At 57.2% G+C, this 22,933-nt stretch carries 34 protein-coding genes; 7 read left to right on the top strand and 27 right to left on the bottom strand.

The window, feature by feature from the left end:
- Positions 1-36: 36 nt before the first annotated feature.
- The 6 genes from M0814_RS24400 to M0814_RS24425 all read left to right on the top strand — a co-directional run bounded on the left by M0814_RS24400 (position 37) and on the right by M0814_RS24425 (position 4,499).
- On the top strand, positions 37-618 hold the full coding sequence (locus M0814_RS24400; RefSeq protein WP_247868529.1) for a YjfI family protein: 582 nt from the start codon (positions 37-39) through the stop codon (positions 616-618).
- A gap of 17 nt (positions 619-635) precedes the next feature.
- Positions 636-1,334, top strand: a complete 699-nt coding sequence (locus M0814_RS24405; RefSeq protein WP_103483879.1) for a PspA/IM30 family protein — start codon at positions 636-638, stop codon at positions 1,332-1,334.
- 209 nt (positions 1,335-1,543) lie between these two features.
- Positions 1,544-2,194 (top strand): DUF2491 family protein, encoded by a 651-nt coding sequence (locus tag M0814_RS24410; protein ID WP_103483880.1) that lies wholly within the window; start codon positions 1,544-1,546, stop codon positions 2,192-2,194.
- Positions 2,195-2,209: 15 nt separating this feature from the next.
- A complete protein-coding gene (locus tag M0814_RS24415) occupies positions 2,210-2,635 on the top strand; it encodes a DUF350 domain-containing protein (RefSeq protein WP_003228704.1) in 426 nt (141 codons plus the stop codon).
- 17 nt (positions 2,636-2,652) lie between these two features.
- Complete coding sequence (locus M0814_RS24420) at positions 2,653-3,339, top strand: DUF1190 domain-containing protein (protein WP_103483881.1); 687 nt, start codon at positions 2,653-2,655, stop codon at positions 3,337-3,339.
- 2 nt (positions 3,340-3,341) lie between these two features.
- Complete coding sequence (locus M0814_RS24425; RefSeq protein ID WP_103483882.1) at positions 3,342-4,499, top strand: glutathionylspermidine synthase family protein; 1,158 nt, start codon at positions 3,342-3,344, stop codon at positions 4,497-4,499.
- Between the two features lie 199 nt (positions 4,500-4,698).
- Here the strand turns inward: M0814_RS24425 and M0814_RS24430 are convergent, their stop codons facing one another.
- Both M0814_RS24430 and M0814_RS24435 read right to left on the bottom strand, forming a co-directional pair.
- Positions 4,699-5,217, bottom strand: a complete 519-nt coding sequence (locus M0814_RS24430; RefSeq protein ID WP_003228709.1) for a single-stranded DNA-binding protein — start codon at positions 5,215-5,217, stop codon at positions 4,699-4,701.
- Between the two features lie 9 nt (positions 5,218-5,226).
- Positions 5,227-6,624 (bottom strand): MFS transporter, encoded by a 1,398-nt coding sequence (locus tag M0814_RS24435; protein ID WP_003228711.1) that lies wholly within the window; start codon positions 6,622-6,624, stop codon positions 5,227-5,229.
- 191 nt (positions 6,625-6,815) lie between these two features.
- Here M0814_RS24435 and uvrA point away from each other — a divergent pair, with 191 nt between their 5' ends.
- Positions 6,816-9,650, top strand: a complete 2,835-nt coding sequence (uvrA, locus tag M0814_RS24440) for an excinuclease ABC subunit UvrA (RefSeq protein ID WP_003228713.1) — start codon at positions 6,816-6,818, stop codon at positions 9,648-9,650.
- Positions 9,651-9,712: 62 nt separating this feature from the next.
- Here the strand turns inward: uvrA and bfr are convergent, their stop codons facing one another.
- The 25 genes from bfr to rpsS all read right to left on the bottom strand — a co-directional run bounded on the left by bfr (position 9,713) and on the right by rpsS (position 22,930).
- The gene (bfr, locus tag M0814_RS24445) at positions 9,713-10,177 is read right to left on the bottom strand and encodes a bacterioferritin (RefSeq protein WP_003228714.1); all 465 of its coding nucleotides are present in this window, start codon (positions 10,175-10,177) and stop codon (positions 9,713-9,715) included.
- A gap of 150 nt (positions 10,178-10,327) precedes the next feature.
- Positions 10,328-11,782 (bottom strand): catalase, encoded by a 1,455-nt coding sequence (locus tag M0814_RS24450; protein ID WP_103483883.1) that lies wholly within the window; start codon positions 11,780-11,782, stop codon positions 10,328-10,330.
- 240 nt (positions 11,783-12,022) lie between these two features.
- Positions 12,023-12,409: a 50S ribosomal protein L17 gene (gene rplQ, locus M0814_RS24455; RefSeq protein WP_003176402.1), complete on the bottom strand. Its 387-nt coding sequence runs from the start codon at positions 12,407-12,409 to the stop codon at positions 12,023-12,025.
- Positions 12,410-12,451: 42 nt separating this feature from the next.
- Positions 12,452-13,453, bottom strand: a complete 1,002-nt coding sequence (gene rpoA / locus M0814_RS24460; RefSeq protein ID WP_003186012.1) for a DNA-directed RNA polymerase subunit alpha — start codon at positions 13,451-13,453, stop codon at positions 12,452-12,454.
- Positions 13,454-13,475: 22 nt separating this feature from the next.
- The gene (gene rpsD, locus M0814_RS24465) at positions 13,476-14,096 is read right to left on the bottom strand and encodes a 30S ribosomal protein S4 (RefSeq protein ID WP_003176404.1); all 621 of its coding nucleotides are present in this window, start codon (positions 14,094-14,096) and stop codon (positions 13,476-13,478) included.
- 18 nt (positions 14,097-14,114) lie between these two features.
- Positions 14,115-14,504, bottom strand: coding sequence for a 30S ribosomal protein S11 (gene rpsK / locus M0814_RS24470; protein ID WP_002555466.1), 390 nt, complete (start codon positions 14,502-14,504; stop codon positions 14,115-14,117).
- 30 nt (positions 14,505-14,534) lie between these two features.
- The gene (gene rpsM, locus M0814_RS24475; protein ID WP_008374135.1) at positions 14,535-14,891 is read right to left on the bottom strand and encodes a 30S ribosomal protein S13; all 357 of its coding nucleotides are present in this window, start codon (positions 14,889-14,891) and stop codon (positions 14,535-14,537) included.
- Between the two features lie 130 nt (positions 14,892-15,021).
- A complete protein-coding gene (rpmJ, locus tag M0814_RS24480) occupies positions 15,022-15,138 on the bottom strand; it encodes a 50S ribosomal protein L36 (protein WP_002555468.1) in 117 nt (38 codons plus the stop codon).
- A gap of 27 nt (positions 15,139-15,165) precedes the next feature.
- The gene (gene secY, locus M0814_RS24485; RefSeq protein WP_003228718.1) at positions 15,166-16,494 is read right to left on the bottom strand and encodes a preprotein translocase subunit SecY; all 1,329 of its coding nucleotides are present in this window, start codon (positions 16,492-16,494) and stop codon (positions 15,166-15,168) included.
- Positions 16,495-16,932 carry a 50S ribosomal protein L15 gene (gene rplO / locus M0814_RS24490; protein WP_003228720.1) on the bottom strand — a complete coding sequence of 146 codons (438 nt, stop codon included), beginning with the start codon at positions 16,930-16,932 and terminating at the stop codon, positions 16,495-16,497.
- Positions 16,933-16,935: 3 nt separating this feature from the next.
- Positions 16,936-17,112, bottom strand: coding sequence for a 50S ribosomal protein L30 (rpmD, locus tag M0814_RS24495; RefSeq protein ID WP_003176408.1), 177 nt, complete (start codon positions 17,110-17,112; stop codon positions 16,936-16,938).
- A 2-nt stretch (positions 17,113-17,114) separates the two neighbouring features.
- On the bottom strand, positions 17,115-17,615 hold the full coding sequence (rpsE, locus tag M0814_RS24500; protein ID WP_003176409.1) for a 30S ribosomal protein S5: 501 nt from the start codon (positions 17,613-17,615) through the stop codon (positions 17,115-17,117).
- 3 nt (positions 17,616-17,618) lie between these two features.
- Entirely contained in the window at positions 17,619-17,969 is a 351-nt protein-coding gene (gene rplR / locus M0814_RS24505; RefSeq protein WP_003186037.1) for a 50S ribosomal protein L18, read from the bottom strand.
- A gap of 10 nt (positions 17,970-17,979) precedes the next feature.
- On the bottom strand, positions 17,980-18,513 hold the full coding sequence (gene rplF / locus M0814_RS24510) for a 50S ribosomal protein L6 (RefSeq protein ID WP_003228722.1): 534 nt from the start codon (positions 18,511-18,513) through the stop codon (positions 17,980-17,982).
- Positions 18,514-18,525: 12 nt separating this feature from the next.
- A complete protein-coding gene (gene rpsH / locus M0814_RS24515) occupies positions 18,526-18,918 on the bottom strand; it encodes a 30S ribosomal protein S8 (RefSeq protein WP_003228724.1) in 393 nt (130 codons plus the stop codon).
- 209 nt (positions 18,919-19,127) lie between these two features.
- Positions 19,128-19,433: a 30S ribosomal protein S14 gene (gene rpsN, locus M0814_RS24520; protein WP_003228726.1), complete on the bottom strand. Its 306-nt coding sequence runs from the start codon at positions 19,431-19,433 to the stop codon at positions 19,128-19,130.
- 13 nt (positions 19,434-19,446) lie between these two features.
- Positions 19,447-19,986, bottom strand: coding sequence for a 50S ribosomal protein L5 (gene rplE / locus M0814_RS24525; protein WP_003210069.1), 540 nt, complete (start codon positions 19,984-19,986; stop codon positions 19,447-19,449).
- Between the two features lie 20 nt (positions 19,987-20,006).
- Entirely contained in the window at positions 20,007-20,321 is a 315-nt protein-coding gene (gene rplX, locus M0814_RS24530) for a 50S ribosomal protein L24 (RefSeq protein ID WP_003186046.1), read from the bottom strand.
- 11 nt (positions 20,322-20,332) lie between these two features.
- A complete protein-coding gene (rplN, locus tag M0814_RS24535) occupies positions 20,333-20,701 on the bottom strand; it encodes a 50S ribosomal protein L14 (protein ID WP_002555479.1) in 369 nt (122 codons plus the stop codon).
- Positions 20,702-20,724: 23 nt separating this feature from the next.
- Entirely contained in the window at positions 20,725-20,991 is a 267-nt protein-coding gene (rpsQ, locus tag M0814_RS24540) for a 30S ribosomal protein S17 (protein ID WP_003194644.1), read from the bottom strand.
- A 2-nt stretch (positions 20,992-20,993) separates the two neighbouring features.
- On the bottom strand, positions 20,994-21,185 hold the full coding sequence (rpmC, locus tag M0814_RS24545) for a 50S ribosomal protein L29 (protein ID WP_002555481.1): 192 nt from the start codon (positions 21,183-21,185) through the stop codon (positions 20,994-20,996).
- On the bottom strand, positions 21,185-21,598 hold the full coding sequence (gene rplP / locus M0814_RS24550; RefSeq protein WP_003228729.1) for a 50S ribosomal protein L16: 414 nt from the start codon (positions 21,596-21,598) through the stop codon (positions 21,185-21,187). The genes rpmC and rplP overlap by 1 nt, the downstream gene beginning before the upstream one ends.
- 12 nt (positions 21,599-21,610) lie before the next feature.
- Positions 21,611-22,297 carry a 30S ribosomal protein S3 gene (gene rpsC / locus M0814_RS24555; RefSeq protein WP_003176422.1) on the bottom strand — a complete coding sequence of 229 codons (687 nt, stop codon included), beginning with the start codon at positions 22,295-22,297 and terminating at the stop codon, positions 21,611-21,613.
- A gap of 13 nt (positions 22,298-22,310) precedes the next feature.
- On the bottom strand, positions 22,311-22,643 hold the full coding sequence (gene rplV / locus M0814_RS24560) for a 50S ribosomal protein L22 (protein ID WP_003103908.1): 333 nt from the start codon (positions 22,641-22,643) through the stop codon (positions 22,311-22,313).
- A gap of 11 nt (positions 22,644-22,654) precedes the next feature.
- On the bottom strand, positions 22,655-22,930 hold the full coding sequence (rpsS, locus tag M0814_RS24565; protein WP_003228731.1) for a 30S ribosomal protein S19: 276 nt from the start codon (positions 22,928-22,930) through the stop codon (positions 22,655-22,657).
- Positions 22,931-22,933 lie beyond the last annotated feature (3 nt).

The following is a 22,933-nucleotide window of genomic DNA, read 5'->3' on the forward strand; positions in this document are numbered from 1 at the left end:
TCGAAACCGTCCGCGAAAAAGCCGTCGAGCTTCTACATGAAGCAGATGCGTGCGGGCCTGGCTGCCGCCGGTTATGTGAAACACGAAACTTGGGTACTTCCGGAAAACCGAAGCTTGCTCAAGCAGATGGAGCAACAGCTACGCCAACCGATTCTGGCTGGCTCATTCATGTCGGAGAATTACATGAGCGCAGGCAACAACTGGAACATCGATAGCCTCTTCAACGCCCTCAAGGCACTGGACGAGGTGGCTTCGCACGAGATCATGCTGTCTCTGATCCAGAGCTCCGAACCCAGCATCAAGCTGGAAATGAACGAATTCGGCGGTCTGCCGATTCACATCGCCGTGGCCGGCCAGCAGATCATCGTCGACACCGTGCTGGTGGACATCGACTCGATCACTGACGTGCGCGCCTTCAACGACGCCGTGTTGCGCAGCCGGGAAATGTTCCCGCTGTCGTCGATCGGTATCGAGTCGATGCCTAACGGCCAGACCGTTTACAACATGTTTGGCGCCCTCAGCGCCGACTCGAGCCTGACCAACGTCGTCACCGAGGTGAAAACCCTGGTCGACAACGTGCAGCGCGCGAGCGAAGCCTTCGAACACTTCTTCAAGTAATCAACAGGGAATATCCAATGACTCAGTCCATCTGGAGCAAGTTGTTCACCGCGCTGCGCGGTGGCGCCAATGAAGTCGGCGAAGCGATCGTCGACCAACAGGCTCTGCGCATCCTCGACCAGGAAATCCGCGACGCCGACACCGCGCTGTCCAACGCCCGCCGCGAGCTGGTCACCATCATGGCCAAGCACAAGCTGGCCGCCGACCGCGTGAGCGAGTACGACGCGAAGATCAAGGATCTGGAAGCCAAGGCTGTTTCCGCGCTGAACGCCGGCCGCGAAGACCTGGCGATGGAAGTGGCCGAAGCGATTTCGACCCTGACCAACGACCTGACCGCCGAGAAAGCCCAGAGCGACGAGTTCGGCACCTACGCCGAAAACATGCGCAAGGACATCAGCAAGGCCGAGTCGCGAATCAAGAGCCTGCGCCAGCAGGTGGACATGGCCAAGGCCCGTGAAAGCGTGCAGAAGGCGCAGGTCAGCGCATCCATCGCCAGCGGTGGCGCCAACGGCAAACTGGAAACCGCGGTCGGCACCCTGAACCGTCTGCAGGCCAAGCAACAGCAACGCGCCGCCGAGCTGAGCGCCGCCGATGAGCTGGCTGACGCTTCGACCGGCAACGACCTGGAACGCAAACTGCGCGACGCCGGCATCACGCCGAACGAAGGCAGCGCCAATGCGATTCTTGAACGTCTGAAGCAGAAGTCCACGCAGTAACAACGCGATAAAAAACCTGTGGGAGCGGGCTTGCTCGCGAATACGCTGTGTCAGTGAACAATTTGCTAGCTGACACACCGTATTCGCGAGCAAGCCCGCTCCCACATGGTTTGTGCTGTGCAAATGACTCTGCTCGTTCGTCGCCCGGCCCGGTACACTAGCGGCGCTTTTTACGACGAACACCTCCACCCGCCTCAAGGAATGTACCCATGGGATGGTTCAAAGATTTGCTGGGCACCAGCAACTGGCAGTCCGCTGCGCCAACGCCAGCCGTTGCCAGTGGCCCACTCGGGATGGCGCAAGGCAAGGCTGTCAGATTCGATTCGACCCTCGCCCTGCTGCTCGACGGCTCGACGTCAGTGCGAGTGCCATTCGATCAGGCAATCTGGAGCGCCGGCTGGGTCGACCTCGGCCAATCCAACAAACTGCACCGCTATTACATGAATGACGAGGATTTCTGGCTACAGATCCACGTCACCGGTGACGACCAGATCGAGTCGGTCACCCTGTTCAACTACCTCAGTTACGTGACCGTCAACAGTGACGCCGAACTGCAGCGCCTGGCCGGCCCCGCAAGCCCGATCGGCCTGCCGACTTACACCCACGACGGCGTCCAGTACAGCCGCGAATGGGGCACCGAGCAGGGCCAGACCGAACTGGTGCCGCTGACCGAACACGTGATCAACCCGGATGAGTCCTACACCATCGAGCACCACTCGATGCTCTACGCCCGCGAGACCGGCCTGACCGATCGCCGCGAGCTACTGCTGTTCTCCGTCGAACAGGACGAGGAAGGCACTGTCAGCCTGAGCACCTCGCTGGGCATTTCGCTGTACACGACTGATTTGAGCACCATTTAAAAAAGGAAGTTTTCCATGCTGGAAGTGCTGGCCGTTTCCCTGAACAAGACCGCGCTGGTCGGTTTCGTCGTCTACCTGCTCGGCGCCGTGCTGTTGTTCATGCTGTTTCAGTTCGTCTACACCCGCATCACGCCACACAAAGAGTTCGAGCTGATTCGCTCTGGCAACATCGCCGCCGCCATTGCCCTCGCGGGGGCGATCATCGGTTTCGCGATTCCGGCCAGCAATGTGATCGCGTTTTCGGTCAACGTCCTCGATTTCGTGCTGTGGGCAGTGATTGCGGCCGTGGTGCAACTGCTGGCCTTCCTCGCCACAGGGCTGGTGCTCAAAGGCACGTCCCAGCGCATCGCCAACGGTGAAATCGCTTCCGGCATCTACGTGGCCGCGGTGGCCATCAGCGTCGGCATGCTCAACGCCGCGTGCATGACCCCGTCCAACTGATCGGCAGGAAGCCTTCGATGAAACGCAGCAAGTACGTTCAACTGTCTCTCGCCGCTTCGGTGGCGCTGGCGATTTCCGGCGAGGTTGCCGCGCAGGATCAGCAACGCTTTCAAACTGTAGAGGAGTGCGTCGGCGCCGAAGTGGCCGCCGATGTCTGCTCGAACGCCTATGTCGCGGCATTGACCGAGCACCGACGCATTGCACCGGCCTACGACGACAAAGCCAAGTGCGATGCGGATTTTGCGGCCGACTGGTGCCAGAAGAATTCCAACGGTCGCTTCGTGCCGAAGCTCGGCGGTTTCAAGGTGCCACAGAGCGGTGAGGCGCCGCAGGACCTGAATGCGATTGCCAATGCGCAGATGCCTGCCGGTGAAGCCGCCGCTGCGCAGAATGCGCAAAGCACTTCCCACTCTTCCGGTTCCGGTGGCGCAGGTAACGGCTGGCTCACAGGCTGGTTGATCGGCAATGCGATGAGCAATAACGCCAACCGCACGGTCTATCGCGACCGCGATACCCGCCAGACCTACAACACCTCGGCGCAGTACCGCAAAATCGAATCGGCGCCGGCAACTCGCACCGACACCCGCTACGACAACTCCCGAAGCAAACCGGTCAACGTCGCTTCGTCGACGTCCCGCGGCGGTTTCGGCAGCCAGTCTTCCGCCCGCAGCGGTTGGGGCGGCTGGGGCAGTTCGAGCAGCTGACCATGAAGAAGATCCACTGCGCCGAGCGCCCCGACTGGAAACAGACGGCCGAAAGCCTCGGCTTTCTGTTCCACACCATCGATGACGAACCGTACTGGGACGAAAGCGCCTACTACCAGTTCACGCTCGCGCAGATTGAAAACGATCTGGAGGATCCGACCACCGAACTGCACGAGATGTGCATGGACCTGGTCGATCGCGTGGTGCATAGCGAAGAGTTGCTGGATCGCCTGAGCATCCCGGCGCCGTACTACGACATGATCCGCACGTCCTGGCTGGAAGGTCATCCGCATCTGTACGGGCGCATGGACTTTTCATACAGCGGCAACGGCCCGGCGAAGCTGCTGGAGCTCAACTACGACACGCCGACCAGCCTCTATGAGGCGGCGGCGTTTCAGTGGGGCTGGCTGGAACAGTGCATCGAGCGCGGGATGCTGCCGCGTCACGCCGACCAGTTCAACAGCATCGATACCAAGTTGCATCAGGCCTTCGCCGAATTGCAGCTCAAGCGGCCGTTCTACTTTGCCTCGATGAAAGACTCGGTCGAAGACAAGGGCACCACCGATTACCTGCGCCTGATCGCGGAAAAAGTCGGCATCGAATCCCGGCATATCGACATCGAAGACATCGGTCTGACCGCCGAGGGACGCTTCGTCGATCTGCAAGATCGCTGGATCCCGCACCTGTTCAAACTGCACGCCTGGGAATTCATCTTCCACGAGCCGTTCGGTGCTGCAATTGCCGAGAGCGATACGCAGTTCTTTGAGCCGGCGTGGAAATCGATCCTGTCGAACAAAGGCGCACTGCCTTTGCTGTGGGAGCTGCACAAGGGGCATCCGAATCTGCTTGCGGCGCACCTTGATACGAATCCGACCCGTGCGGTGCCCAAGGGCTGGGTACGCAAACCGTACTTCTCCCGCGAAGGTGCCAACATCGAACTGCAAACGGCGGAAGGTCTGATCGTCAAAGAGGACGGGCCCTACACCGATGCGCCGTTCATCCTGCAGGAATTTGCCCCTTTGCCGAAGTTCGACGACAGCTACACGCTGATCGGCTCGTGGGTAATCGGTGATCAGGCAGCGGGGATTGGTGTGCGCGAAGACAACAGTCTGATCACCAAGGATTCGAGCCGGTTTCTGCCGCATCTGATCCTCGACTGAGGCATACATCCGCACCTGTGGGAGCGGGCTTGCTCGCGAAAGCGGACTGCCATTCAACAAATGCTTTGACTGACCCGACGCCTTCGCGAGCAAGCCCGCTCCCACAGGAGATCAGCGCTAATCGCGGACCTTGCGCCACAAAAAAGGCCCGTCGTGTTGAACGACGGGCCTTTTTATTCAGCGCGGATGCAGCATCGAATCAGAACGGAATGTCGTCATCGAAGCTGTCGAAATCCGGAGCCGGTTGTGGTGCAGCCTGCTGTGGAGCCGGGGCTGAACGCTGTTGCGGAGCCGACTGCTGCGGGCGTGGAGCCTGTTGACGTGGCGCCTGCTGCTGGTAGTTGTTGCCACCGCCTTGTTGATCGCCCTGTTGAGGACGGCCGCCGAGCAGTTGCATGGTGCCTTGCATGTCGACCACGATTTCGGTGGTGTAACGCTTGATACCGTCTTTTTCCCACTCGCGGGTCTGCAGCTTGCCTTCGATGTAAACCTGCGAACCTTTACGCAGGTATTCGCCGGCGATTTCGGCAACCTTGCCGAACATCGAAACACGGTGCCACTCGGTCTTTTCGACCTTCTGACCGGTTTGCTTGTCGGTCCATTGTTCGCTGGTTGCCAGACTCAGGTTGGTCACGGCGTTACCGTTAGGCAGGTAGCGAACTTCGGGATCCTGGCCGCAAGTGCCGACCAATATGACTTTGTTAACCCCACGGGCCATAACGTTCTCCTAGGCTTCGCAAGCAGCCTCGGCCGGGTTGTTCACCAGGCGTTCGAGGGTGTCGCGATCCACTAATTCTTTGTCCAGTTTGATGTAAACAGCCGCTTCATCAGCAACTATCACTGCATCTGTTACCCCTACGAGGGCCTTGAGGCGCTCGACCAGTCCCGCTTCGCGGATCGCCTCGGGCGACAACGGCAAGCGCAGGCTCGTCACGTAGGGAGGTTCGCGCATGGTAACAGCAAAGGCCAGCCAGATGGCAGCCAGACCGGCACATCCAAGGAACACAACCGACAGACCGCCATGCTGAAACAGCCAGCCGCCGAGTATCCCGCCGAGTGCCGAACCGAGGAACTGGCTGGTGGAATACACGCCCATGGCCGTGCCCTTCCCGCCTGCCGGTGAAACCTTGCTGATCAGCGACGGCAACGAAGCTTCCAGCAGATTGAACGCGGTGAAGAACACCACCGTGCCGATCACCAGGGCCCGCAAGCTGTCACCGAACTGCCAGAAGAATAGCTCAGTGAGCATCAACGTCAGGACGGCGCCGAGCAAAATTCGTTTCATTTTGCGTTTCTTCTCGCCGTAGATGATGAACGGGATCATGGCGAAGAAAGAAATCAACAGCGCGGTCAGGTAAACCCACCAGTGCTGCTCCTTGGGCAAACCGGCCTTTTCCACCAGCGCCAGCGGCAGCGCGACGAAGCTCGACATCAGCATCGCGTGCAATACAAAAATGCCCAAGTCCAGACGCAGCAGATCGGGATGTTTGAGCGTCGGCATCAAGGCCTGACGCGCCACGCCGGATTCACGATGGCTCAGCGGCCCGGTGGATTTCGGCACCATGAACATCACGATGACGATCCCGAACAGGGCCATGCCGCCCGTCGCGAGGAACAGCCCGGACAGGCCGAATGCACGGGTCAGCAGCGGCCCGACCACCATGGCCACGGCGAACGACAGGCCGATGGTCATGCCGATCATCGCCATGGCTTTGGTGCGGTGTTGTTCGCGGGTCAGGTCGGAGAGCAGGGCCATCACCGCGGCAGAAATCGCCCCGGCGCCCTGCAGGATACGTCCGGCAATCACGCCCCAGATCGAATCGGCCTGGGCCGCCAGCACACTGCCCAAGGCGAACACCACCAGCCCGAGGAAAATCACCGGACGCCGGCCGATGCGGTCGGAAATGATCCCGAAGGGAATCTGGAAAATCGCCTGGGTCAGGCCGTAAGCGCCAATCGCCAGCCCGATCAGGGCCGGGGTCGCTCCCGCCAGGTCCATGCCGTAGGTCGCCAGTACCGGCAACACCATGAACATGCCAAGCATACGGAAGGCGAACACCAGGGCCAGACCGCTCGCTGCGCGGGTCTCGCTGCCACTCATGCGTTCGCTGTGGGGATCGTGCATGGAAAAACCTCGTGTGAACCGGCGGCGATTCTACCAGTCCCATCGAAAGACGGGGTATATCGCGACGCTATGACGCGTATAGATGAAACTCTCTTCATGCAAGGTAAAAAACCCTTCGTTTGATAGTGTGCATCCATCCAGTATTTGCCCGTATACTCCTACGTTTTCGACGCCCGCCGAGCGAGGCCACTTTGGACAAGATCCTGATACGTGGGGCCCGTACCCACAACCTGAAGAACATCGACCTGACCCTGCCACGGGACAAGCTGATCGTCATCACCGGCCTGTCCGGATCCGGCAAGTCGTCCCTGGCCTTCGACACGCTATACGCCGAAGGTCAGCGCCGCTATGTCGAATCCCTGTCGGCCTACGCCCGACAGTTCCTGTCGATGATGGAAAAGCCCGATGTCGACACCATTGAAGGTTTGTCGCCGGCCATCTCCATCGAACAGAAGTCGACCTCGCACAACCCGCGCTCCACGGTCGGCACCATCACCGAAATCTACGACTACCTGCGTCTGCTCTATGCACGCGTAGGTACGCCGCGCTGCCCCGATCACGACATTCCGCTGGAAGCGCAGACCGTCAGCCAGATGGTCGACCTGGTGCTGGCCCAGCCGGAAGGCAGCAAACTGATGTTGCTGGCCCCGGTGATCCGCGAGCGCAAGGGCGAACACTTGTCGGTGTTCGAAGAACTGCGCGCCCAAGGCTTCGTCCGCGCCCGGGTCAACGGCCGGATCTGCGAGCTCGACGAATTGCCGAAACTGGACAAGCAGAAGAAGCACTCGATCGATGTGATCGTCGACCGTTTCAAGGTCCGCGCCGACCTGCAGCAGCGTCTGGCCGAATCGTTCGAAACCGCACTGAAGCTGGCGGACGGCATTGCCCTAGTGGCGCCGATGGACGATGAGCCGGGCGAAGAGATGATCTTCTCCGCGCGCTTCGCCTGTCCGATCTGCGGGCATGCCATCAGCGAGCTGGAGCCGAAGCTGTTCTCCTTCAACAACCCGGCCGGCGCCTGCCCGACCTGCGATGGTCTGGGCGTGAAGCAGTTCTTCGACATCAAGCGCCTGGTCAATGGTGAACTGACTCTCGCCGAGGGCGCGATTCGCGGTTGGGACAGGCGCAACGTCTATTACTTCCAGATGCTCGGCTCGCTGGCTTCGCATTACAAGTTCAGCCTGGAGAAGCCGTTCAACGAGCTGACCGCCGAACAGCAGAAACACATTCTGCATGGTAGCGGCTCACAGAATGTCGACTTCAAATATCTGAACGATCGCGGCGACATCGTCAAACGTTCGCACCCGTTCGAAGGCATCGTGCCGAACCTTGAGCGTCGCTACCGCGAAACCGAATCGGCCAGCGTGCGTGAAGAACTGGCCAAGTTCCTCAGCACCCAGGCCTGCCCGGATTGCCGCGGCACTCGTCTGCGCCGTGAAGCGCGGCACGTGTGGGTTGGCGAGAAAACCCTGCCGGCAGTGACCAACCTGCCGATTGGCGATGCCTGCGAATACTTCGGCGAGCTGAAGATGACCGGCCGTCGCGGCGAAATCGCCGACAAGATCCTCAAGGAAATCCGCGAGCGTCTGCAGTTCCTGGTCAACGTCGGCCTCGACTATCTGTCGCTGGATCGCAGTGCCGACACCCTGTCCGGTGGCGAGGCGCAGCGCATTCGTCTGGCGAGCCAGATCGGCGCCGGCCTGGTCGGGGTGCTGTACATCCTCGACGAACCGTCCATTGGTCTGCACCAGCGCGATAACGACCGTTTGCTCGGCACCCTCAAGCACCTGCGCGACATCGGCAACACGGTGATCGTGGTCGAGCACGACGAAGACGCGATTCGTCTGGCTGACTATGTGGTGGATATCGGCCCGGGCGCCGGGGTGCACGGCGGGCAGATCGTGGCTGAAGGTACGCCGGCCGAAGTCATGGCGCACCCGGATTCCCTGACCGGTAAATACCTGTCGGGGCGGGTGAAGATCGAAGTGCCGGCCAAACGCACGCCGCGTAACAAGAAGCTGACGCTGTCGCTCAAGGGCGCGCGCGGCAACAACCTGCGCAATGTCGACCTGGAAATCCCGATCGGTCTGCTGACCTGCGTGACCGGCGTTTCCGGCTCGGGCAAATCGACGCTGATCAACAACACGCTGTTCCCATTGAGCGCTACTGCACTTAATGGTGCGACCACGCTGGAAGCGGCCGCGCACGACAGCATCAAAGGCCTGGAACATCTCGACAAAGTCGTCGACATTGACCAAAGCCCGATCGGCCGTACGCCGCGCTCCAATCCGGCCACCTACACCGGGCTGTTCACGCCGATCCGCGAACTGTTCGCCGGCGTGCCCGAGTCACGCTCCCGAGGTTACGGCCCGGGGCGTTTCTCGTTCAACGTCAAGGGCGGTCGCTGCGAGGCGTGCCAGGGCGACGGCCTGATCAAAGTAGAAATGCACTTCCTGCCGGACATCTATGTGCCCTGCGATGTGTGCAAGAGCAAGCGCTACAACCGCGAAACCCTTGAGATCAAATACAAGGGCAAGAGCATCCACGAAACCCTCGAGATGACCATCGAGGAAGCCCGGGAGTTCTTCGACGCGGTACCGGCGCTGGCGCGCAAGCTGCAGACGTTGATGGATGTGGGCCTGTCGTACATCAAACTCGGGCAGTCGGCGACCACGCTGTCCGGTGGTGAAGCGCAGCGGGTCAAGCTGTCACGCGAGCTGTCCAAGCGCGACACCGGCAAGACCCTGTACATCCTTGATGAGCCGACCACCGGTCTGCACTTCGCGGATATCCAGCAATTGCTCGACGTGCTGCATCGCCTGCGCGACCACGGCAATACCGTGGTGGTGATCGAACACAACCTGGACGTCATCAAGACTGCCGACTGGTTGGTGGACCTAGGGCCGGAGGGCGGCTCCAAGGGTGGGCAGATCATCGCCACCGGCACGCCTGAGGAAGTGGCCGAGATGAAGCAGTCTCACACAGGTCATTACCTCAAGCCGTTATTGATTCGCGACCGGGCTTAAAAGCCAGGAACGAAAAAGCCCCTGTCACTTCAACAGTGACAGGGGCTTTTTTGTGTCTGCAATCAGGTGTGGGATTGCAGGTAATTCTCGAGACCGATGAGTTTGATCAGGCCCAACTGCTTTTCCAGCCAGTAGGTGTGATCTTCTTCGGTGTCGTTGAGCTGAACACGCAGAATCTCGCGACTGACGTAATCCTTGTGCTGCTCGCACAGTTCAATGCCTTTGCACAGTGCGGCGCGAACTTTGTATTCAAGACGCAGATCGGCTTCAAGCATTTCCGGGACAGTGGTACCGACGTCGAGATCGTCCGGGCGCATGCGCGGGGTGCCTTCGAGCATCAGGATCCGGCGCATCAATGCGTCTGCGTGACCTGCTTCTTCTTCCATCTCGTGGTTGATTCGTTCGTAGAGCTTGGTGAAACCCCAGTCCTCATACATCCGCGAGTGCACAAAATATTGGTCACGCGCGGCCAGTTCGCCGGTCAGCAACGTGTTGAGGTAATCGATAACGTCTGGGTGGCCTTGCATCGCCCTACATCTCCCTGCTTGAAAGTCTGTAGTTTGAACCAAGCTGACCGGAAGGTCACCCCGTATCGCGCAATAAAAGCGAAGATATTCTGAGAAAATCAGCCTAAATAACGCAAAAACCGCCCTAATGAGGGCGGTTCTGCTTCTCGTTTAGACTTCGTTAAGCTGTACGTTGAGCAGCTTTGCGACTGCTTCTCCATACGCCGGGTCAGCTTTGAAGAAATGTTGCAGCTGACGGTCAACCACATCAGGCGAAACACCGCTCATGGCGCCGGCAATATTGCTGACCAGCAAGGCCTTCTGCTCGTCATTCATCAGGCGGAACAGCGCACCGGCGTGGCTGTAGTAGTCCGTATCTTCGCGATGATCGTAACGATCAGCAGCACCGCTCAAGGCCAGCGCGGGTTCGGCGTAGTGCGGGGCTTGTTTCGGTGATTCGATGTAGCTGTTCGGTTCGTAGTTAGGCGCTGCACCACCGTTGCTGCCGAACGCCATCGAACCGTCGCGCTGATAAGTGTTCACCGGGCTGCGCGGCGCGTTTACCGGCAATTGTTGATGATTGGTACCCACGCGGTAACGGTGCGCATCGGCGTAAGCGAACACGCGTCCTTGCAGCATGCGATCCGGCGACAGACCGACACCGGGCACCATGTTGCTAGGGCCAAATGCAGCTTGCTCAACCTCGGCGAAGTAGTTCAGCGGATTGCGGTTCAGCTCCAGCTCACCGACCTCGATCAGCGGGAATTCCTTCTGCGACCAGGTCTTGGTCACGTCGAACGGGTTCTCGTAATGCGCCGCAGCCTGAGCTTCGGTCATGATCTGAATGCACACACGCCATTTCGGAAAGTCGCCACGCTCGATGGCTTCGAACAGGTCACGCTGCGCGTAATCCGGATCGGTACCGGCCAGACGAGCAGCTTCAGCCGGCGCGAGATTCTTGATCCCTTGCTGGGTCTTGTAGTGCCATTTCACCCAGTGACGCTCGCCTCTTGCGTTGATCAGGCTGTAGGTGTGGCTGCCAAAACCGTGCATATGACGGTAGCCGTCGGGGATGCCGCGATCCGAGAACAGGATGGTCACCTGGTGCAGCGCTTCAGGCGAATGCGACCAGAAGTCCCACATCATTTGCGCGCTTTTCAGGTTGCTCTGCGGCAGACGCTTCTGGGTGTGGATAAAGTCGGGAAACTTCAGCGGGTCACGAATGAAGAACACCGGAGTATTGTTGCCAACGATGTCCCAGTTGCCTTCCTCGGTGTAAAACTTCAGGGCAAAACCGCGCGGATCACGCTCGGTGTCAGCCGAACCACGCTCACCGCCAACGGTAGAGAAACGCAGGAATGTCGGGGTTTGTTTGCCTACAGATTCGAACAGCTTGGCGCTGGTGTACTCGGTAATGTCGCGGGTAACAGTAAAAGTACCGTAAGCACCCGAGCCTTTGGCGTGTACGCGGCGCTCAGGAATATTTTCACGGTTGAAATGGGCAAGCTTCTCGATCAGGTGAAAATCGTCGAGCAGCAACGGGCCACGAGGGCCGGCGGAGCGAGAATTCTGGTTATCAGCGACAGGTGCGCCACTGGCGGTCGTAAGCGTTTTGATCTGGCTCATACGGTCTTCTTCCTCTGTCAGTCTTGAAACTGCCGGCTAATCGGCTTGCTGGGAAGTATTGATCATCGATGTAACACCTACAAATTCATTAGCTTGTGGTCATCGATAGATAATTACTAATTAAGTTTCCCAATACATAGTGACAACAGAACAATGTCAGAAGCTTGTACGAACAGCGCATTTTCTTGCGGACACAAAAAACCGGGCACTAGGCCCGGTTTTTCGTTTCAGACTGACGTCTTACTCGGCGGATACAGCTTCGCCAGCAGTAGCACGATCAACCAACTCGACGTACGCCATAGGCGCGTTGTCGCCAGCGCGGAAACCGCACTTGAGGATGCGCAGGTAGCCACCCTCACGGGTAGCGTAACGCTTGCCCAGGTCGTTGAAGAGCTTACCAACGATAGCTTTCGAACGAGTACGGTCGAAAGCCAGACGGCGGTTAGCCAGGCTGTCTGTCTTGGCCAGAGTGATCAGCGGCTCGGCAACGCGGCGCAGTTCTTTGGCTTTTGGCAGAGTAGTCTTGATCAGCTCGTGCTCGAACAACGACACCGCCATGTTTTGGAACATGGCCTTGCGGTGCGAGCTGGTGCGGCTCAGGTGACGCCCACTTTTACGATGACGCATGGTTCATTCCTTACCAAACACTACGTTCGGTGATTACGACGATCAGGCAGTCGCCTTGTCGTCCTTCTTAAGACTTGCAGGCGGCCAGTTGTCGAGGCGCATGCCGAGGGACAGACCGCGGGAGGCCAGAACGTCCTTGATTTCAGTCAAGGATTTCTTGCCCAGGTTCGGAGTCTTCAACAGCTCTACTTCGGTACGCTGAATCAGGTCACCGATGTAGTAGATGTTTTCCGCCTTAAGGCAGTTAGCCGAACGTACAGTCAGTTCCAGATCGTCAACCGGGCGAAGCAGGATCGGATCGATCTCGTCTTCCTGCTCGACAACCACTGGCTCACTGTCACCTTTGAGGTCGACGAACGCAGCCAACTGCTGTTGCAGGATGGTTGCAGCGCGGCGGATAGCCTCTTCAGGATCCAGAGTACCGTTGGTTTCCAGATCAATAACCAGCTTGTCCAGGTTGGTACGCTGCTCGACACGGGCGTTTTCCACCACGTATGCGATACGGCGAACCGGGCTGAACGAAGAGTCAAGCTGCAAGCGACCAATGCTGCGGCTTTCATCTTCATCGCTCTGACGCGAGTCGGCTGGTTCATAACCACGACCACGAGCTACGGTGAGCTTCATGTTCAGGGCGCCGTTAGACGCCAGGTTAGCGATTACGTGATCGGGGTTAACGATCTCGACATCATGATCCAGCTGAATATCGGCAGCGGTAACCACCCCCGAACCCTTCTTCGACAAGGTCAGCGTAACTTCGTCACGACCGTGCAGCTTGATGGCCAGACCTTTAAGGTTCAACAGGATTTCAATTACGTCTTCCTGTACACCTTCGATGGCGCTGTACTCGTGGAGCACACCGTCAATCTCGGCCTCGACTACTGCGCAGCCGGGCATTGAGGACAACAGGATGCGGCGCAGCGCGTTGCCCAGGGTGTGGCCAAAACCACGCTCGAGAGGCTCGAGAGTGATCTTGGCGCGGGTTGGACTGACAACCTGCACATCAATGTGGCGGGGTGTCAGGAACTCATTTACCGAAATCTGCATGGATGCACCTATTTTCTAGCCCTTACTTGGAGTAGAGCTCGACAATCAGGCTTTCGTTGATGTCGGCGGACAGATCACTGCGAGCAGGAACGTTCTTGAAAACGCCCGACTTCTTCTCAGTGTCTACTTCTACCCATTCTACGCGGCCACGTTGGGCACACAGATCGAGAGCTTGGACAATGCGAAGTTGGTTTTTTGCTTTCTCGCGAACTGCGACCACGTCACCAGCACGAACCTGATACGACGGAACGTTTACGGTCTGACCGTTAACGCTGATCGACTTGTGCGATACCAGCTGACGGGATTCGGCACGAGTCGAACCAAAGCCCATACGGTATACAACGTTGTCCAGACGGCATTCGAGCAGTTGCAGCAGGTTTTCACCGGTTGCACCTTTCTTGCCAGCAGCTTCTTTGTAGTAGCCGCTGAACTGACGCTCGAGAACGCCGTAAATACGACGGACCTTCTGCTTTTCACGCAGTTGGGTGCCGTAGTCGGACTGGCGACCGCGGCGTTGGCCGTGGATACCAGGTGCTGCTTCAATGTTGCACTTCGATTCGATCGCGCGCACGCCGCTCTTCAAGAAGAGATCGGTGCCTTCGCGACGAGCGAGTTTGCATTTTGGACCAATGTAACGAGCCATTCTTTACAATCTCCTGGATTACACGCGGCGCTTCTTCGGCGGACGGCACCCGTTGTGCGGGATTGGCGTCACGTCGGTGATGCTGGCGATCTTGTAGCCACAGCCGTTCAAAGCGCGGACTGCGGATTCACGACCTGGACCTGGACCCTTGACGTTAACGTCGAGGTTTTTCAGGCCGTATTCCAGCGCAGCTTGACCAGCACGCTCAGCAGCTACTTGAGCAGCGAACGGGGTGGACTTGCGGGAACCGCGGAAACCCGAACCACCGGAGGTAGCCCAGGAAAGAGCGTTACCTTGACGGTCGGTAATGGTCACGATGGTGTTGTTAAAAGAAGCATGGATGTGGGCGATGCCATCAACCACTGTCTTTTTAACTTTTTTACGAGGACGAGCAGCAGGTTTTGCCATGATTAAATTCCTGTCGATTCGCTGGGGCGATTACTTGCGGATCGGCTTACGCGGACCTTTACGGGTACGCGCGTTGGTCTTGGTACGCTGACCGCGTACTGGAAGACCGCGACGATGACGCAGACCGCGATAGCAACCGAGGTCCATCAAGCGCTTGATTTTCATGTTGATTTCGCGACGCAGGTCACCTTCAGTGGTGAACTTCGCCACTTCGCCACGCAGCTGTTCAATTTGCTCGTCGCTCAGATCTTTGATCTTTGCTGCTGGGTTTACCCCAGTGTCTGCACAGATTTTCTGCGCAGTAGTGCGACCAACACCATAGATGTAGGTCAGCGAGATAACAGTATGCTTGTTATCTGGAATGTTAACGCCTGCAATACGGGCCATTCAGTGGGACTCCAATTGACAGCTACCTACGCCCCGGAAGCCAAGAAATAGGGCGCGAGATAATATCGCTGTAATAACAAATAATCAACCCGGCAGCGCACTAGCTGCCGGGCTTGAAGCACAATCACACTCAGCCTTGGCGCTGTTTGTGACGCGGTTCCGCGCTGCAAATTACTCGAACAACACCTTCGCGGCGAATAATCTTGCAGTTACGGCACAGCTTTTTCACCGATGCACGAACTTTCATCACCAACTCCTCGAACCTTATGGGTACTCAGCGCAACATGCCGCTGCCGTAACCCTTCAGGTTGGCTTTCTTCATCAGGGATTCGTACTGGTGCGAAACGAGGTGCGATTGTACTTGGGACATGAAGTCCATCACAACCACGACCACGATCAGCAACGAGGTCCCGCCAAGGTAGAACGGAACGTTTGCTGCAACCACCAGGAACTGGGGCAACAGGCACACGGCCGTCATGTAAAGAGCACCGAACATGGTCAAGCGAGTCAGTACGCCATCAATGTAGCGCGCAGACTGCTCACCTGGACGGATGCCCGGAATAAAGGCACCGGACTTCTTCAGGTTTTCCGCTACGTCTTTCGGATTGAACATCAACGCCGTATAGAAGAAGCAGAAGAAAATAATCCCTGCACTAAACAGCAGAATATTCAACGGCTGACCAGGAGCGATCGACTGCGAGATGTCCTGCAACCAGCCCATACCTTCAGACTGACCAAACCAGGCACCCAACGAAGCCGGGAACAGCAAAATGCTGCTCGCGAAAATAGCCGGAATAACGCCGGCCATGTTCACCTTCAGCGGCAAGTGGCTTGTCTGCGCAGCAAAAACCTTGCGGCCCTGCTGACGCTTGGCGTAGTGAACAGCGATACGACGCTGACCACGCTCAATGAACACCACGAAACCGATAATCGCTACTGCCAGCAAACCGATGGCAACCAAGGCGAAGATATTGATATCACCCTGACGCGCAGACTCGAAAGACTGCCCGATTGCTCTCGGAAGACCGGCGACGATACCCGAAAAAATCAACATCGAGATACCGTTGCCTACACCACGCTCAGTAATCTGCTCACCCAGCCACATCATGAACATCGCACCAGCCACAAAAGTGGATACCGCGACGAAATGGAAGCCAAAGTCACCAGTGAACGCAACGCCCTGCCCCGCCAGACCAATGGACATGCCAATAGCCTGAACGAGAGCGAGGACGACGGTGCCGTAGCGGGTGTACTGGCTGATCTTGCGACGGCCAGCTTCACCTTCCTTCTTCAACTGCTCCAGCTGCGGGCTGACGGCTGTCATCAGTTGCATGATGATCGATGCCGAAATGTACGGCATGATCCCCAGTGCAAAGATGCTCATCCGTTCCAGCGCGCCGCCGGAGAACATGTTGAACAAGCTAAGAATGGTCCCCTCATTCTGTCGAAACAGGTCTGCGAGTCGGTCAGGGTTGATACCTGGAACCGGGATGTGTGCGCCTATTCGGTAGACGATAATCGCCAGGAACAGAAAACGCAGACGAGCCCAGAGTTCAGACATACCGCCTTTGCCGAGCGCAGAGAGAGCACCTTGCTTAGCCATTTATTCCTCGAACTTGCCGCCAGCTGCTTCGATAGCCGCACGCGCACCTTTGGTGGCGCCGATTCCCTTGCCGATAGTGACAGCGCGAGTCACTTCACCGGACAGCATGATTTTCACACGCTGTACGTTGACGTTGATCACGTTGGCATCTTTCAGGGACTGCACGGTGACGATGTCGCCTTCCACTTTAGCCAGCTCGGACAGACGCACTTCTGCGCGGTCCATGGCTTTCAGGGAAACGAAACCGAACTTCGGCAGGCGACGATGCAGCGGCTGTTGACCGCCTTCAAAGCCTGGAGCAATGGTGCCACCGGAGCGGGAGGTCTGACCTTTGTGGCCGCGGCCACCAGTCTTACCCAAACCGCTACCGATACCACGGCCCGGACGATGCTTTTCGCGACGGGAACCCGGCGCTGGACTCAGATCATTGAGTTTCATCGATTAACCCTCGACACGCAGCATGTAGTAGGCCTTGTTGATCATCCCGCGATTCTCGGGAGTATCCTGGACTTCTACAGTGTGACCGATGCGACGCAGACCCAGACCCTTAACGCACAGTTTGTGGTTAGGGATGCGGCCGGTCATGCTTTTGATCAGCGTTACTTTAACGGTAGCCATGATCAGAAGATCTCCTTGACAGTCAAGCCACGCTTGGCAGCGATGGACTCAGGAGATTGCATGGCTTTCAGACCCTTGAAAGTGGCGTGAACCACGTTTACCGGGTTAGTCGAGCCGTAGCACTTGGCCAGAACGTTCTGAACGCCAGCAACTTCGAGGACAGCACGCATAGCGCCGCCAGCGATGATACCGGTACCTTCAGAAGCAGGCTGCATGTACACCTTCGAAGCGCCGTGAGCGGACTTCATTGCGTACTGCAGGGTAGTGCCGTTCAGGTCAACTTGGATCATGTTGCGGCGAGCAGCTTCCATTGCCTTCTGGATCGCAGCAGGCACTTCACGCGACTTGCCACGGCCGAAGCCAACACGCCCTTTACCATCACCAACCACGGTCAACGCGGTGAAAGTGAAGATACGGCCGCCTTTAACGGTTTTGGCTACGCGGTTAACTTGAACCAGCTTCTCGATGTAGCCTTCGTCGCGCTTTTGGTCGTTATTTGACATAACTTAGAACTCCAGCCCAGCTTCACGAGCAGCATCAGCCAGCGCTTTAACGCGGCCGTGGTACTTGAAGCCAGAGCGGTCGAAAGCCACCTGCGAGACGCCAGCGGCCTTAGCACGCGTAGCGACCAGCTGGCCAACCTTAGTGGCCGCGTCGATGTTGCCAGTGGCGCCATCACGCAGTTCTTTATCCAAAGTCGAGGCGCTTGCCAGGACTTTGTTGCCGTCGGCCGAAATGACCTGGGCGTAGATGTGCTGCGAAGAGCGGAACACGCAGAGACGCACGACTTCGAGTTCGTGCATTTTCAGGCGTGCTTTGCGAGCGCGACGCAGTCGAGTAACTTTTTTGTCGGTCATTTGCTATGCCCTACTTCTTCTTGGCTTCTTTACGACGGACGACTTCGTCCGCGTAGCGCACACCTTTGCCTTTGTACGGCTCTGGTGGACGGAAGTCGCGGATCTCGGCGGCCACTTGACCTACCAGCTGCTTGTCGATGCCCTTGATCAGGATATCGGTCTGGCTAGGAGTCTCAGCGGTGATGCCTTCCGGCAGTTCGTAATCCACTGGGTGCGAGAAGCCAAGAGCCAGGTTCAGCACCTGACCTTTTGCTTGCGCCTTGTAACCAACACCGACCAGCTGGAGCTTGCGCTCGAAGCCTTGGCTTACGCCTTGGACCATGTTGTTTACCAACGCACGCGTGGTACCGGCCATTGCGCGAGTCTGTTGATCGCCATTGCGAGCAGCGAAACGCAGCTCACCAGCTTCTTCAACGATCTCAACGGACGAATGGATGTTCAGTTCAAGAGTACCCTTGGCACCCTTCACCGAAAGCTGTTGGCCTGCGAATTTTACTTCGACACCGGCTGGCAGCTTAACGGGGTTCTTAGCGACGCGAGACATGCTTATCCCCCCTTAGAACACAGTGCAAAGAACTTCGCCGCCGACACCGGCAGCGCGCGCAGCACGATCAGTCATCACACCCTTGTTGGTGGAGACGATAGACACACCGAGACCGCCACGTACTTTAGGCAGATCTTCGACGGACTTGTACTGACGCAGGCCTGGACGGCTAACGCGCTTGACTTCTTCGATAACCGGACGGCCTTCGAAATATTTCAGCTCGATAGACAGCAGTGGTTTGGTTTCGCTGCTGATCTGATAACCCGCGATGTAACCTTCGTCCTTCAGGACTTTAGCTACAGCCACCTTCAACGTGGAAGAAGGCATGCTTACGACGGACTTTTCAGCCATCTGGGCATTACGGATTCGAGTTAGCATGTCCGCTAACGGGTCCTGCATACTCATGGGCTAGACGCTCCTAATACAGAAAAATTAGCCTTGCGGCTACTACTTGTCGCCGAGAAACTCCGGGCATGAAAAACACGGGCTCAGGCGAGCCGGTCATTCTAGACACACCCCAGAAATGAATCAAGCCCCAAAAGGGGCTTGATTCAGATTCAAGGCCACCGATGGTCAGGTTCTTGCGACCCCGACCATCAAGGCTTTGACAGCGATTACCAGCTGGCTTTAACCAGACCTGGAACGTCACCACGCATTGCCGCTTCACGCAGTTTGTTACGGCCCAGGCCGAACTTGCGGTAAACGCCGTGCGGACGACCAGTCAGGCGGCAACGGTTACGCATGCGCGAAGCGCTTGCGTCACGTGGTTGCTTCTGCAGAGCTACGGTAGCTTCCCAACGCGCTTCTGGACTTGCGTTCAGATCGACGATGATAGCTTTCAGCGCTGCACGCTTGGTGGCGTACTTGGCAACAGTGAGCTGACGCTTCAGCTCACGGTTTTTCATGCTCTTCTTGGCCATTTTCCTACTCCAATCAGTTGCGGAACGGGAATTTGAAAGCACGCAGCAGAGCGCGGCCTTCATCATCGTTCTTGGCAGTGGTGGTCAGGGTAATGTCCAGACCGCGGAGAGCATCGATCTTGTCGTAGTCGATTTCCGGGAAAATGATCTGCTCTTTCACGCCCATGCTGTAGTTGCCACGACCATCGAAGGACTTGGCATTCAGGCCGCGGAAGTCGCGAACCCGAGGCAGGGAGATCGACAGCAGACGATCCAGGAACTCGTACATACGCTCACGGCGCAGAGTCACCTTGACGCCGATCGGCCATCCTTCACGGACTTTAAAGCCAGCGATGGATTTACGAGCGTAGGTCACAACGACTTTTTGGCCGGTGATCTTTTCCAGGTCAGCAACAGCGTGTTCGATGACTTTTTTGTCGCCGATCGCTTCGCCCAGACCCATGTTCAGGGTGATTTTGGTAACGCGCGGAACTTCCATCACGTTCGAAAGCTTAAGTTCTTCCTTAAGTTTCGGAGCGATTTCCTTCCGGTAAATCTCTTTTAGTCGTGCCATGGTCTTCTACCTAGCAGTGTTCAAGCATCAACCGCTTTTTGGGTCGACTTGAAGACACGAATTTTCTTACCGTCTTCTACTTTGAAACCAACGCGGTCAGCCTTGTTGGTTTCGCCGTTGAAGATGGCGACGTTGGAAGCGTGCAGTGGCGCTTCTTTCTCGACGATACCGCCCTGTACGCCCGACATCGGGTTAGGCTTGGTATGACGCTTGACCAGGTTCAGACCACCAACAACCAGACGGTTGTCAGCAAGAACCTTCAGCACCTTACCGCGCTTACCTTTGTCTTTGCCGGCGATCACGATGATCTCGTCGTCACGACGAATCTTTTGCATGTCGGATCTCCTTACAGCACTTCTGGGGCGAGCGAGACGATCTTCATGAACTTCTCAGTACGAAGTTCACGGGTCACTGGCCCAAAGATACGGGTGCCGATCGGCTCTTGCTTGTTGTTCAGAAGAACAGCAGCGTTGCCATCAAAGCGGATAATGGAGCCATCAGCACGACGTACGCCGTGACGAGTGCGGACTACAACAGCAGTCATCACTTGGCCTTTTTTCACCTTACCGCGAGGAATTGCTTCCTTCACGGTAACTTTGATGATGTCACCGATACCAGCGTAACGACGATGGGAGCCACCCAGCACCTTGATGCACATAACGCGGCGAGCGCCGCTGTTATCGGCCACATCGAGCATGGATTGAGTCTGAATCATATAATTTCTCCGACCCCTAGCCCTTAGACTTCCACAGCGCGTTCGAGAACATCAACCAGCGCCCAAGACTTGGTCTTGGCCATCGGACGAGTTTCACGAATAGTGACTTTGTCGCCGATGTGGCACTGATTGGTTTCGTCGTGCGCGTGCAGCTTAGTCGAACGCTTAACGTATTTACCGTAGATCGGGTGCTTAACGCGACGCTCGATCAGAACGGTGATGGTTTTGTCCATCTTGTCGCTGACAACACGGCCAGTCAGCGTACGGACAGTTTTTTCGGCTTCAGCCATGATCACTTACCTGCCTGCTGGTTGAGCACAGTCTTCACGCGAGCGATGTCACGCTTAACTTGCGAGAGCAGATGAGACTGCCCCAACTGGCCAGTTGCTTTCTGCATGCGCAGATTGAACTGGTCGCGCAGCAAGCCGAGCAGTTGCTCGTTCAGCTGCTGTGCGGATTTTTCACGAAGTTCATTCGCTTTCATCACATCACCGTCCGTTTAACAAAGGAGGTGGCGAGCGGCAGCTTTGCAGCAGCCAGGGCGAAAGCCTCACGCGCCAGCTCTTCAGAAACACCCTCGATCTCATACAGGACTTTACCCGGCTGAATCTGGGCAACCCAGTACTCCACGTTACCCTTACCTTTACCCATACGAACCTCGAGAGGTTTTTTGGAGATCGGCTTGTCCGGGAATACACGGATCCAGATCTTGCCGCCACGTTTTACGTGACGGGTCAGAGCACGACGCGCTGACTCGATCTGACGAGCGGTGAGACGACCACGAGCAACAGACTTCAGCGCGAACTCGCCGAAGCTGACTTTGCTACCGCGCAGTGCCAGACCACGGTTGTGGCCGGTCATCTGCTTGCGGAACTTCGTACGCTTTGGTTGCAACATTTGGCGTACCCCTTACTTAGCAGCTTTTTTACGAGGCGCTGGTGCTTGTGGCTTCAGCTCTTCTTGGCGACCACCAATTACTTCGCCTTTGAAGATCCAAACCTTTACACCGATCACACCATAAGTGGTGTGAGCTTCGTAGTTGGCATAGTCGATGTCGGCACGCAGGGTGTGCAGTGGCACACGACCTTCGCGATACCATTCAGTACGTGCGATTTCAGCACCGCCGAGACGACCGCTCACTTGGATTTTGATGCCTTTGGCACCAATGCGCATGGCGTTCTGTACTGCGCGCTTCATAGCGCGACGGAACATTACGCGACGCTCCAGCTGCTGAGCTACGCTCTGCGCAACCAGCATACCGTCGAGTTCCGGCTTGCGGATCTCTTCGATATTGATGTGCACAGGCACACCCATTTGCTTGGTCAGGTCCTGACGCAGTTTCTCAACATCTTCACCTTTCTTCCCGATAACGATACCTGGACGAGCGGTGTGGATGGTGATACGTGCAGTTTGGGCCGGACGATGGATATCGATACGGCTTACGGACGCGCTTTTTAGTTTGTCTTGGAGATACTCACGCACCTTCAGATCAGCGAACAAGTAGTCCGCATAAGTCCGACCGTCTGCGTACCAGACGGAGGTGTGCTCCTTGACGATTCCCAGGCGAATGCCAATGGGATGTACTTTCTGACCCATCTCTTCGACTCCGTTACTTGTCAGCAACCTTGACAGTGATATGGCAAGACCGCTTGACGATGCGATCAGCACGGCCTTTGGCACGTGGCATGATGCGCTTCAGCGAACGCCCTTCGTTGACGAAAACGGTGCTGACCTTCAGGTCATCAACGTCTGCGCCTTCGTTATGCTCGGCGTTGGCTACGGCCGACTCCAGCACTTTTTTCATGATCTCGGCGGCTTTCTTACTGCTGAAAGCCAACAGGTTGAGCGCTTCGCCCACCTTCTTCCCGCGGATCTGGTCGGCGACCAAGCGGGCTTTCTGGGCGGAGATTCGAGCGCCCGACAACTTAGCGGCTACTTCCATTTCCTTACCCCTTAACGCTTGGCTTTCTTGTCAGCCACGTGCCCACGATAAGTGCGGGTACCGGCGAACTCGCCCAGTTTATGGCCAACCATGTCTTCGTTCACGAGAACTGGGACGTGCTGACGGCCGTTGTGTACTGCGATGGTCAGACCGACCATTTGTGGCAGGATCATCGAACGACGCGACCAGGTTTTAATTGGTTTGCGATCGTTCTTTTCCGCCGCCACTTCGATCTTCTTCAGTAGGTGAAGATCAATAAAAGGACCTTTTTTCAGAGAACGTGGCACTGT

It is taken from the genome of Pseudomonas sp. MWU12-2020, assembly GCF_023100605.1.
GTDB classification, from domain to species: domain Bacteria; phylum Pseudomonadota; class Gammaproteobacteria; order Pseudomonadales; family Pseudomonadaceae; genus Aquipseudomonas; species Aquipseudomonas fluorescens_H.

What these genes read in the sequence shown, in the direction of transcription:
- M0814_RS24400 (WP_247868529.1), top strand. Translation starts at nt 37, where the DNA reads ATGAAGCAGATGCGTGCGGGCCTGGCTGCCGCCGGTTATGTGAAACAC.
- M0814_RS24405 (WP_103483879.1), top strand. Translation starts at nt 636, where the DNA reads ATGACTCAGTCCATCTGGAGCAAGTTGTTCACCGCGCTGCGCGGTGGC.
- M0814_RS24410 (WP_103483880.1), top strand. Translation starts at nt 1,544, where the DNA reads ATGGGATGGTTCAAAGATTTGCTGGGCACCAGCAACTGGCAGTCCGCT.
- M0814_RS24415 (WP_003228704.1), top strand. Translation starts at nt 2,210, where the DNA reads ATGCTGGAAGTGCTGGCCGTTTCCCTGAACAAGACCGCGCTGGTCGGT.
- M0814_RS24420 (WP_103483881.1), top strand. Translation starts at nt 2,653, where the DNA reads ATGAAACGCAGCAAGTACGTTCAACTGTCTCTCGCCGCTTCGGTGGCG.
- M0814_RS24425 (WP_103483882.1), top strand. Translation starts at nt 3,342, where the DNA reads ATGAAGAAGATCCACTGCGCCGAGCGCCCCGACTGGAAACAGACGGCC.
- M0814_RS24430 (WP_003228709.1), bottom strand. Translation starts at nt 5,217, where the DNA reads ATGGCCCGTGGGGTTAACAAAGTCATATTGGTCGGCACTTGCGGCCAG.
- M0814_RS24435 (WP_003228711.1), bottom strand. Translation starts at nt 6,624, where the DNA reads ATGCACGATCCCCACAGCGAACGCATGAGTGGCAGCGAGACCCGCGCA.
- bfr (WP_003228714.1), bottom strand. Translation starts at nt 10,177, where the DNA reads ATGCAAGGCCACCCAGACGTTATCGATTACCTCAACACGTTGCTGACC.
- M0814_RS24450 (WP_103483883.1), bottom strand. Translation starts at nt 11,782, where the DNA reads ATGAGCCAGATCAAAACGCTTACGACCGCCAGTGGCGCACCTGTCGCT.
- rplQ (WP_003176402.1), bottom strand. Translation starts at nt 12,409, where the DNA reads ATGCGTCATCGTAAAAGTGGGCGTCACCTGAGCCGCACCAGCTCGCAC.
- rpoA (WP_003186012.1), bottom strand. Translation starts at nt 13,453, where the DNA reads ATGCAGATTTCGGTAAATGAGTTCCTGACACCCCGCCACATTGATGTG.
- rpsD (WP_003176404.1), bottom strand. Translation starts at nt 14,096, where the DNA reads ATGGCTCGTTACATTGGTCCAAAATGCAAACTCGCTCGTCGCGAAGGC.
- rpsK (WP_002555466.1), bottom strand. Translation starts at nt 14,504, where the DNA reads ATGGCAAAACCTGCTGCTCGTCCTCGTAAAAAAGTTAAAAAGACAGTG.
- rpsM (WP_008374135.1), bottom strand. Translation starts at nt 14,891, where the DNA reads ATGGCCCGTATTGCAGGCGTTAACATTCCAGATAACAAGCATACTGTT.
- rpmJ (WP_002555468.1), bottom strand. Translation starts at nt 15,138, where the DNA reads ATGAAAGTTCGTGCATCGGTGAAAAAGCTGTGCCGTAACTGCAAGATT.
- secY (WP_003228718.1), bottom strand. Translation starts at nt 16,494, where the DNA reads ATGGCTAAGCAAGGTGCTCTCTCTGCGCTCGGCAAAGGCGGTATGTCT.
- rplO (WP_003228720.1), bottom strand. Translation starts at nt 16,932, where the DNA reads ATGAAACTCAATGATCTGAGTCCAGCGCCGGGTTCCCGTCGCGAAAAG.
- rpmD (WP_003176408.1), bottom strand. Translation starts at nt 17,112, where the DNA reads ATGGCTACCGTTAAAGTAACGCTGATCAAAAGCATGACCGGCCGCATC.
- rpsE (WP_003176409.1), bottom strand. Translation starts at nt 17,615, where the DNA reads ATGTCAAATAACGACCAAAAGCGCGACGAAGGCTACATCGAGAAGCTG.
- rplR (WP_003186037.1), bottom strand. Translation starts at nt 17,969, where the DNA reads ATGACCGACAAAAAAGTTACTCGACTGCGTCGCGCTCGCAAAGCACGC.
- rplF (WP_003228722.1), bottom strand. Translation starts at nt 18,513, where the DNA reads ATGTCTCGCGTCGCTAAGAACCCCGTTAAGCTGCCAGCCGGTGTCGAA.
- rpsH (WP_003228724.1), bottom strand. Translation starts at nt 18,918, where the DNA reads ATGAGTATGCAGGACCCGTTAGCGGACATGCTAACTCGAATCCGTAAT.
- rpsN (WP_003228726.1), bottom strand. Translation starts at nt 19,433, where the DNA reads ATGGCCAAGAAGAGCATGAAAAACCGTGAGCTGAAGCGTCAGCTCACT.
- rplE (WP_003210069.1), bottom strand. Translation starts at nt 19,986, where the DNA reads ATGGCACGACTAAAAGAGATTTACCGGAAGGAAATCGCTCCGAAACTT.
- rplX (WP_003186046.1), bottom strand. Translation starts at nt 20,321, where the DNA reads ATGCAAAAGATTCGTCGTGACGACGAGATCATCGTGATCGCCGGCAAA.
- rplN (WP_002555479.1), bottom strand. Translation starts at nt 20,701, where the DNA reads ATGATTCAGACTCAATCCATGCTCGATGTGGCCGATAACAGCGGCGCT.
- rpsQ (WP_003194644.1), bottom strand. Translation starts at nt 20,991, where the DNA reads ATGGCTGAAGCCGAAAAAACTGTCCGTACGCTGACTGGCCGTGTTGTC.
- rpmC (WP_002555481.1), bottom strand. Translation starts at nt 21,185, where the DNA reads ATGAAAGCGAATGAACTTCGTGAAAAATCCGCACAGCAGCTGAACGAG.
- rplP (WP_003228729.1), bottom strand. Translation starts at nt 21,598, where the DNA reads ATGTTGCAACCAAAGCGTACGAAGTTCCGCAAGCAGATGACCGGCCAC.
- rpsC (WP_003176422.1), bottom strand. Translation starts at nt 22,297, where the DNA reads ATGGGTCAGAAAGTACATCCCATTGGCATTCGCCTGGGAATCGTCAAG.
- rplV (WP_003103908.1), bottom strand. Translation starts at nt 22,643, where the DNA reads ATGGAAGTAGCCGCTAAGTTGTCGGGCGCTCGAATCTCCGCCCAGAAA.